This window comes from Parabacteroides sp. AF14-59, from assembly GCF_003479515.1.
Classification (GTDB): Bacteria; Bacteroidota; Bacteroidia; order Bacteroidales; family Tannerellaceae; genus Parabacteroides; species Parabacteroides faecis.
The window spans coordinates 1-9075 of sequence record NZ_QUHH01000016.1; the positions used below are offsets into that span (position 1 = coordinate 1).

Below are 9075 nucleotides of genomic sequence, written 5' to 3' on the forward strand. Positions count from 1 at the left end.
TGTTTTTAGTAATAAATGTTTTATCTGTAAACTACTTTCAGTAAAGGTCAGTTTTTATACTTCCCCCGTGGGAAAGTATATACCATACAGATAAAGAACGTAAACAATCATTTAATGAAGCGATAGATACATATTATGTAATGAGAGATGTTTATGAGAATGCAGGTTATACATTGATCGAAGTACCCCAATTGCCTGTGGAAGCAAGGAAGGATTTCATTATTGATCGTATAAATTCAATCTGAAAACATCAATATTGGGGCCTTTTAATGAATTTTGTTGTCAATTGGAATATAATCGGTTCAATTTGGAACATTCAGAAAAAAGAATCTGTTATAATTTTGCGGAGTTTAACGAGGGAGTTAATATAAAATAATGGGGAAAAAGATTGTTTTTATTCTGACATTCGTTTTGATAGCTTTTGCATCAAAGGGTCAGAACACAATAATAAACGGAATTGTAACGGACTCGATCACTGGAGAAACGTTACCATATGTTTCAGTTATACTGAAAGGTACAACTATCGGAGCAACAACAGACGATGACGGGAAGTTTTCACTGACAACATCATCTAATGAAAGGACTTTATCCGTTTCTTATCTTGGATACGAAGAAAAAGAGTTTAAAGTTGCTGTCGGAAAGAAGAATTATTTCAAGATAGCTTTAGCGCCTTCCAGCTTCGCTATCTCGGAAGTTGTAGTCAAGCCCAAAAAGGAAAAATACAGTAAAAAAGAGAATCCGGCCGTCGCCTTCGTCAAGAATGTAATCGATTCACGCGAAAGTAACAATCCGCGTAACCACGATTACTTCAGCTATAGCCAGTATGAGAAGATGGTTTTCGCAATGAACGATTATCATCCGAAGCCTAAAAAGGAAAATGGTAAAGCCGGTAAATTCGACTTCCTGATCGATTATATAGATACGTTGGATATCGGCAAGACTATCCTGCCCGTATCGGAAAAAGAGAAGGTGGAAGGTGTCTTTTACCGTAAAGATCCTAAGGTGGAGAAAAGAGTCGTATTGGGAGCCAAGGCTGCCGGTGTAGATGAAGTTTTCTCACGTGATGGCATGCAGCAGTTCCTGGGAGAAGTTTTTCGTGAAGTAGATATTTTTAAGAATGATATTCCTCTCTTCCTGCAACGTTTTGTAAGCCCGTTGTCCAGCATGGGGCCTAATTTCTATAAGTATTATCTGCTCGATACGTTGGAGGTCAACGGACAACAATGTGTGGACCTGGGGTTTGTTCCTTTTGTTTCCGAAGGCTTTGGCTTTACGGGGCATTTGTTCGTGACGCTCGATTCTACCTATTTCGTCAAGAAGGCGATATTGAATGTCCCTAAAAATATCAACCTGAACTTTGTCAGTGGAATGACGATCGAACAGACTTTTGAAAGAACGGAAGACGGAACACGTATCATAACCAAAGATGATATAAATGTAGACTTCAAGCTGACGGAGAAGTCGAAAGGCATGTATGCCCGAAGGCTGAACATATATAGCAATCATTCTTTCCTGCCTCCTGAGGACGATGGGATATTTAAAGAAAGTGCTCCGGTCATCACGCTGCAGAATGCCTACAAGCAACCGGAAGATTTCTGGGATCTGAATCGTCCCGAGGAAGCCGGAAAGCGGAATCAGAATACGGTCGATAAGTTGATGGAGAAATTACGTTCGGTTCCGATATTCTATGTGACGGAGAAGATCATAACGATCCTGACTTCGGGGTATATAGGCACAAGTACTGATCCTGTTAAAAACAAATTTGAGTTTGGACCGGCCAATACCTTTATCAGTGGTAATGCGATCGAAGGCGCCCGCTTCCGTGTCGGAGGTACGACTACGACTGCTTTCAGTAAAAGATTGTTCCTGGAAGGATATGCCGCTTACGGTACGACAGACCGGAAGATCAAATATAATGGTTTGATAGAGTATTCGTTCAACGATAAGAAAGAATATCGTAAAGAGTATCCAGTCAATTCCATCCGTTTGGAATATCTGTACGATATCAACCAGCTGGGACAACAATATATGTACACCAACAAGGATAATATCTTCCTGGCATGGAAACGTCAGAGAGATACCCGTGCTACTTATTTGAGAAATGCCGAGTTGACTTACTATCGCGAACATTATAACGGTATTGCTTACGGTGCTGTCCTGCGTAACAAGAAAGAATATTCGACAGACTATGCTGTTTTCGACAGAATAGAAGAAGATGGCCGTATCACTCCGATAAAATCTTATTCTATGACAGAGCTGGAATTCAAGTTCCGCTATGCTCCGAACGAGAAATTCTATCAGACACGTAATTACCGTTATCCGATTACTTTCGATGCTCCGGTAATCACTTTGAGCCATATTACAGCAAGAAAAGGTGTATTGGGTGCCGATTATACCTATAACCGTACAGACCTGGGTATCCAGAAACGTTTCTGGTTCTCTGCTTTCGGATACATCGATATTATCGGTAAGGCAGGCAAGGTGTGGGACAAGGTTCCTTATCCATTGCTGATATTGCCAAATGCAAACTTGTCATATACAATCCAGCCGGAATCCTATACAAACATGAACGCAATGGAATTTATCAGTGATGAATACGCATCCTGGGATGTTACCTATTTCATGAACGGACTTCTTTTGAACCGTCTTCCGCTGATTAAAAAGCTGAAATGGAGAGAGGTGCTTTCATTCCGTGGTATGTGGGGTAATCTGACGGATAAGAATAATCCTTATTATGGCGGTAAAGATCTGTATTTGTTCCCGGAAGGATCCTATACATTAGGAAATACGCCTTATATGGAAGCCGGGGTAGGTATCGAAAACATCTTTAAGTTCCTTCGTCTCGATTATGTATGGCGTTTGACTTACCGTGATCATCCGGGCATACAGACAAAAGGTATTCGCTTTTCGATGAAGTTGTCGTTCTAGTCGGCATGTTTGAAATATAAATAAAGCTTCCGTTGTCCGTAATTCATGTTACTGGCAACGGAAGTTTTTTTATGCTGTATCGTTCTCGTTTCCTAAGCAGGAAACTGGAATTTCCCAGGGAAGAAACTGCAGTTTCCCAGGCAGGAAATTGTAGTTCCCTGCGGAGGAAACTGGAGTTTCCAAATAAGAAAACTACGAGGAAACTGTAATTGGTTGATAATTACAGCGGTAGTCCTGTTTTGGTGAATCCTTTAAAATGCTTCTGTCATATTCATATAAACCTGCACTCCATCCAGTCCCGGTTCCTTTCCTATATCCAATCGGAAGTTTTTACCCGGTTGCATTTGTACACGTAATCCGGCACCGAAATTCAGTTTCCATTTATTCCAGTCAAAAGGAGTATTACCGATCGTTCCGGTTCCCATCCAGGCGACAAAACCGCATTTAGCCCAGAAGTTTCCGCTTTTGTATTTAGCTTGAGAACCGAACATATGGCGGTATTCCACGATTCCGTAAGCCATAGACTTATCCCTGTATTTACCCCAGTAATATCCGCGAAGGTCGAAGGGTGAACCGAAAGACGGTAATTCGGAGTAGGGGACATCTCCCATGCCGATCTGACTCTTGGCGATCCATGCCAGTGTACTTCTGGGGCGGAACACATTTACAAAGTGCCGATATTCAAGTTCCAGTATTTCATAATTATAAGTGCCTCCGAGATATTTGCCGAAGGCCTTCATGTTTCCACTTAGTAATACGCCTCGTGTCGGTGTGGCTACATCGTCTCTGGTATCATATTGGATCAATCCACCGATACCTACATTCAGATATTTCCGTTTGAACCGGTTGAAGTAGGGATCTATTTCCATTACCGGATTAATATCCGAGGCATCCGTAAAATTTATATCGAACAGCCCTCCCAGATAGAAGTGAGGGCGTATCTCCCAGACAAAGCGAGGGTAGATCTGGAAATAACTCCGGTGATAACGAGTGGTCGAATCGCTTCTGTCTACATGCTCAATCGTTTCGTATCCCTTTCCATAATAATGTGCCGGCTCGTTCCTGTATCCGTAACTGGCATAAATACGGAATTTATTCTGATTGAAAAAGAATGTCCCGGCTCCTGCAACCACGATTGTTCCGTTTATCGAAAGATTGATGCCCGCCGGAAGGAAGGAACGTTGTGAGATTGTATCGTTCTTATTCATTCTGAAACTGGCCAACACAGCGCCGCCAACACCGAGTGATGCTTCCGGAGTATAAGACGGTCCTCCAAGGACCGACCACCATATTTTTTTGTTAGCTCTGATAGAGTCTTTTCGTAATTGCCGATAATAACGTTTAAGTTGTTTCTCGTTCAATTGCTGTCCGTCAACAAAAATGGCCTCTTTATGGAGTGTATCGGTCGGCTCTGTATTTTGGGCCTTTACGGATAAAAAAGAAACAGATAGGATGATACCTGTGAAAACGATTAAATGTTTCGACATCGGCTGCTTTTATTTTTAGGTTGCAAAAGTATGAAAAAGAAAACATACTAACCTATGCTTTGGTTGTCAGCCTTTGTATTTCTTTAGGTTTATTCAGCTTTTTGTACCGGAATTTCAATCCAGAACAGGGATCCTTCTCCTTCCCGGGATTCAACGCCTATATTTCCTCCGAATTTTTCGGCTATCATAGCACAGATAGGAAGTCCAAGTCCTGTGCCCTGGGCGAATGAATTCAGTTTGACGAAGCGGTCGAAAATCTTATCTTTTTTATCTTCCGGTATGCCTATTCCGGTGTCTTTCACGTAAAAACGGATATTCTTTTCCGTTTCATCCAATGTGTAGCCAAATGTGATAGTCCCTTTAGGTGTAAACTTCAATGCATTTGTAAGGAAGTTGATTATCACTTGCATCAGCCGGGTGCGGTCTGTACAAATGATACATTGAGGAAGCTTCTGGTCGAATGATATACTGACTTCTTCAGATTTGTTCTTCAGTTTCATTTGGCTGCAAATCTCTTCCATCAGCTCATTTATGTCTGTCTGGGTATAGACATAATCCAACGAGCCGGATTCGATTTTGGCCATATCTATAATGTCGTTTATCAATTGGAGCAGGAGTTCATTATTGGTGGAAATGATATGTGCAAATTCCTGTTTCTCTTCCGGATCATCCGTCTCCGTCAATAAGTTTGAGAAGCCGACTATCGCATTCAACGGTGTGCGGATCTCATGGCTCATATTGGCAAGGAATGCTGATTTTAGACGGTTTGCTTCGTCAGCTTTCTTTACTTCATACATCAGATGTTCTATTCTCTTTTTGTCTGAAATATCTTCTATCTTCATTAAGCCGCCGATAACATTCGTTTCCGAATGATCTAAGACGGGGATTGCACTGATCTCGAATGTCGTTTCGCCGTCGGAAAACTCATGGCGGACCGGATGTTCTTTTATGATCGCTTCGCTGAGTGCACATTGGGTACAGGGCTCTTTTCTTCCCATAACAGTTTCATAGCAGATCTTTCCCGGTGTATAGCGGCGTCCTTTGGCTTTCCCCTGTAGATTGGACGTAGATTCCCATTGTACCTTATATTCTTTGTCGATATAGATCAATCCAAAGTTTATGCTGTTCAATACCAGGTTTTGTGTATCTGCTGCATCTTCCAGTTTTTCTTTGGCCTGGATCAGCTCTTTTTCATATTCCTTTATCTGTGTAATATCCCAGCGAATGATCAGCAACCATCTGTTCTTGTCGTGTGAGATGATGGATTTATGTACGATCGTATTATGAAGAATCCCGTCCGGGGTTACATAATCTTCTTCTGCTCTGTAGTTTTCGCCTATCTGGACTAATTGTTCATCTACTTTGCGGTATTTCATACCGCGTTCTGCACCATAAATATCAAAATCCGTATGTCCCAGAACTTCTTCACGTTCAGTGCCGGACCGTAACTCCGCCTCTTTATTCCAATAGAGATATTTGTAATCATCATTGATATCCTTGACAAAAACCGGAAAAGGAAGATTATCCAGAATATCGATGCTAAAAAGACGTTCTTTTACTGTTTCGCTCAATGTCTGTTCTCCTGCCAGTTTGACTTTGTACTGGTCGTTTTCTCGAGCTAATTTCCGGTTTCTGTACAACAGAAAAAAGGAGATAACAACCGATAGCAGAAGAAGCAGAAGTAATATGGTTGTTTCCACTGTTAACATCAAAAATAGATTATTTATCGAAATAAGCATTCCCATAAAACTGTAATAAAGATTTACCCTTTACAAATATCGACAAATGTATCATTAATATTTTAAATACTTTCTGAAATTTATTGATTTTCATATTATTTTTCGATTATACCCCTAAATATTTCCATAATATGCAATCTAGTTTCCTTGTAGTCTGAGAAATTAGCTTTACATTTGAAGAGGTAAACAGAGAAAAAGTAATTTATGAAGAAAGTAGCTGTTCTGGCAACCTTTTTTCTGATCTCCCTGCAACTGCTCAACGCCCAGAAAGTAGGGTTAGTATTAAGCGGAGGAGGTGCGAAAGGTGCTGCACATATCGGGGTAATAAAAGCGCTTGAAGAAAACGGAATACCTATTGATTATATAACTGGTACCTCTATCGGATCCATTATCGGTAGTTTATATGCTATGGGATATTCGCCGGAAGAAATGCTGGCATTAATGTTGTCGGAAGAATTTAGTTACTGGCAGACGGGAACGGTTGAAAATGAGTATAAATATTATTTCAAGCGGCCGGACCCGACACCAGAATTCGGTCATTTTTCTATTGACATGACTGACTCCTTGCAGATAAAAGCAAACTTTTTGCCGCAGAGCCTTATCAATCCGATCCAGATGAATCAGGCTTTCATGGCTCTTTTCTCGCAGGCTACGGCTAAAGCCGGATGGAATTTCGATAATCTGTTCGTCCCGTTCCGTTGTGTCGCTTCCGATATTTATACAAAGAAAGCGATTATATTCAAAAATGGAGATTTGGGAGATGCTGTGCGTGCTTCCATGACTTTTCCTTTCTTTTTTCAACCGATCTGGAAAGACAGCATTCCTTTGTTTGACGGTGGCATTTATGATAATTTCCCGGTTGGTCCGATGAAAGAGGCTTTCCATCCTGATTTCATTTTTGGTTCTACAGTAGCCGGAGGGAATAACAAGCCTTCCAACAATGCATATAATCAGCTGGAAACAATGATTATGCAAAAGACAGACTATGATGTTCCCGAAGAAGACGGTATGATGATCAAGTTCAGCTTCCCGACCGTCTCATTACTGGATTTTCAGAAGGCAAAGGAATTGATGGATATTGGTTATAAACGTACTATGGGGATGATCGATTCGATTAAGCAGCGAGTTCCCCGCAGGGTGCCGCTTGCCGAAGTGAATATGCGAAGGGCTGCTTATAAGGAAAGTTTGCCTCCATTGATTTTCCAGAATATCTATGTGACGGGAGTCTCTGAATCGCAGCGTAAATATATAGAGTCGCAGTTGCATCGTGACATCAACCATGAGTTTTCGATGGAAGAGTTCAAACGGGCTTATTTCAAAATGCTGACCTCTTCCAAGATCAGAGAGATCATGCCACATGCTGTTTACAATCGCAGGGAGAAAAAATTCGATCTTTATCTGGACGTAAAAATGAAAGAAGAAATAACAGTCGGTTTTGGTGGCAATATTTCATCACACCAGGCAAACCAATTATTTCTGGGGTTAGGATATCAATATTTAGGTCGTTTTGCTGCCGATGTTAATGCTAATTTCCAGGTGGGAAATTCCTTTAGCGGAGTGCTGTTGAGCGGGAGGATTTATTTGCAGACCAAAATTCCGACATATCTTAATTGGGAAGGCGTTTATTCTGATAAACGATATCAGGAGAGCCAATCTTTGTTCTATGAAGATGTATTACCGGCTTTCATAAAGCAAAAGGAGCTGTATATGAAGTTGAAACTGGGATTCCCATTCCTGAACAGGGCTAAGTCGGAGATAGGATTCGCTTATGGGCAGTTGAATGATTATTATTTCCAAAGCAACAGTATGTTGTTCCCTAATTCGAGGTTTGATCATAGCTGGTATAACTTATTCAGCGGCTCGCTCAGTATAGAACGTAACTCGTTGGATGCCAAACAATATCCCATATCCGGACGAAAACAGTTCCTGATAGCGCAATATGTTACAGGGACAGAGAATTATGATCCTTCCTCGCAGACAGCGGAAAGTCAACCGTTTAAGAAAAAGGTTCATAGTTGGTTGCAGTTGAAAGGGGAGTGGCAACACTATGAAGTGTTAAGTAATCGTTTCAACCTGGGACTTCAGGGTGAACTGGTCGTGTCGAGCAAAAACTTGATGAATAACTATACGGCATCAGTTTTACAGGCTCCGGCATTTACTCCTACACCTCATAGTAAGATTGTGTTTAATGAAGCTTTCCGGGCAAATCAATATTTGGCTGCCGGGATTTCACCGATCTATAAGTTCAGTAAGCTTCTGCATTTTCGTTTGGACTTATATGGTTTTGCGCCATTATACGAAATAAAGAAGGAGGTCAAAAGTGAAAATCCGTATGTGGCGGCTCCTTATTATGGAAAATTTCTTCATTCATTTAAGTATATGGGAGAGGCTGCTCTGGTTCTGCAATTACCTTTTGCCTCTATTAGTCTGTATGCCAATGGATATAGCTATCCGGCGAAGAATTTCAACTTCGGATTGAATATCGGTTACTTGATCTTCAATCCAAAAATGTTAGATTAATTTGAAAAAAAGATGTAGTAAAGTCTTGCAAGTTTAAAAGAAAACACTACCTTTGCACTCGCAATCACGAAACAATGGCCGCGTAGCTCAACTGAATAGAGTAGCTGACTACGGATCAGCCGGTTACAGGTTTGAATCCTGTCGCGGTCACCATTCGAGATTACAGTTTAAACAGATACAAAGATTGGCCGCGTAGCTCAACTGAATAGAGTAGCTGACTACGGATCAGCCGGTTACAGGTTTGAATCCTGTCGCGGTCACCATTTGAGATCACAGTTTAAACAGATACATAAAGATTGGCCGCGTAGCTCAACTGAATAGAGTAGCTGACTACGGATCAGCCGGTTACAGGTTTGAATCCTGTCGCGGTCACAGAAATAGGAAAGTGTTGAAGTAGTAAT

5 protein-coding genes and 3 tRNA genes are annotated in these 9075 nt (G+C 41.2%); 6 read left to right on the forward strand and 2 right to left on the reverse strand.

The window, feature by feature from the left end; translation table 11 throughout:
- The first annotated feature begins 56 nt into the window (after positions 1-56).
- Both DWW23_RS16660 and DWW23_RS16665 read left to right on the forward strand, forming a co-directional pair.
- Complete coding sequence (locus DWW23_RS16660; RefSeq protein WP_255419614.1) at positions 57-245, forward strand: AAA family ATPase; 189 nt, start codon at positions 57-59, stop codon at positions 243-245.
- A gap of 130 nt (positions 246-375) precedes the next feature.
- A complete protein-coding gene (locus tag DWW23_RS16665) occupies positions 376-2928 on the forward strand; it encodes a DUF5686 and carboxypeptidase-like regulatory domain-containing protein (RefSeq protein ID WP_122354405.1) in 2553 nt (850 codons plus the stop codon).
- A 251-nt stretch (positions 2929-3179) separates the two neighbouring features.
- Here the strand turns inward: DWW23_RS16665 and DWW23_RS16670 are convergent, their stop codons facing one another.
- The gene (locus DWW23_RS16670; RefSeq protein WP_122354406.1) at positions 3180-4415 is read right to left on the reverse strand and encodes a BamA/TamA family outer membrane protein; all 1236 of its coding nucleotides are present in this window, start codon (positions 4413-4415) and stop codon (positions 3180-3182) included.
- Positions 4416-4504: 89 nt separating this feature from the next.
- Positions 4505-6124: an ATP-binding protein gene (locus DWW23_RS16675; protein WP_233564370.1), complete on the reverse strand. Its 1620-nt coding sequence runs from the start codon at positions 6122-6124 to the stop codon at positions 4505-4507.
- 234 nt (positions 6125-6358) lie between these two features.
- Between DWW23_RS16675 and DWW23_RS16680 the strand changes: the two genes are divergently transcribed.
- The 4 genes from DWW23_RS16680 to DWW23_RS16695 all read left to right on the forward strand — a co-directional run bounded on the left by DWW23_RS16680 (position 6359) and on the right by DWW23_RS16695 (position 9046).
- Complete coding sequence (locus tag DWW23_RS16680; protein WP_122354408.1) at positions 6359-8674, forward strand: patatin-like phospholipase family protein; 2316 nt, start codon at positions 6359-6361, stop codon at positions 8672-8674.
- 76 nt (positions 8675-8750) lie between these two features.
- Positions 8751-8827: transfer RNA gene (locus DWW23_RS16685), tRNA-Arg, on the forward strand.
- A gap of 33 nt (positions 8828-8860) precedes the next feature.
- Positions 8861-8937, forward strand: a tRNA-Arg gene (locus tag DWW23_RS16690).
- A 35-nt stretch (positions 8938-8972) separates the two neighbouring features.
- Positions 8973-9046: transfer RNA gene (locus tag DWW23_RS16695), tRNA-Arg, on the forward strand.
- Positions 9047-9075 lie beyond the last annotated feature (29 nt).

Coding starts and splice junctions, on each gene's coding strand:
- DWW23_RS16665 (WP_122354405.1), top strand. CDS start 376: ATGGGGAAAAAGATTGTTTTTATTCTGACATTCGTTTTGATAGCTTTT.
- DWW23_RS16670 (WP_122354406.1), bottom strand. CDS start 4,415: ATGTCGAAACATTTAATCGTTTTCACAGGTATCATCCTATCTGTTTCT.
- DWW23_RS16675 (WP_233564370.1), bottom strand. CDS start 6,124: ATGTTAACAGTGGAAACAACCATATTACTTCTGCTTCTTCTGCTATCG.
- DWW23_RS16680 (WP_122354408.1), top strand. CDS start 6,359: ATGAAGAAAGTAGCTGTTCTGGCAACCTTTTTTCTGATCTCCCTGCAA.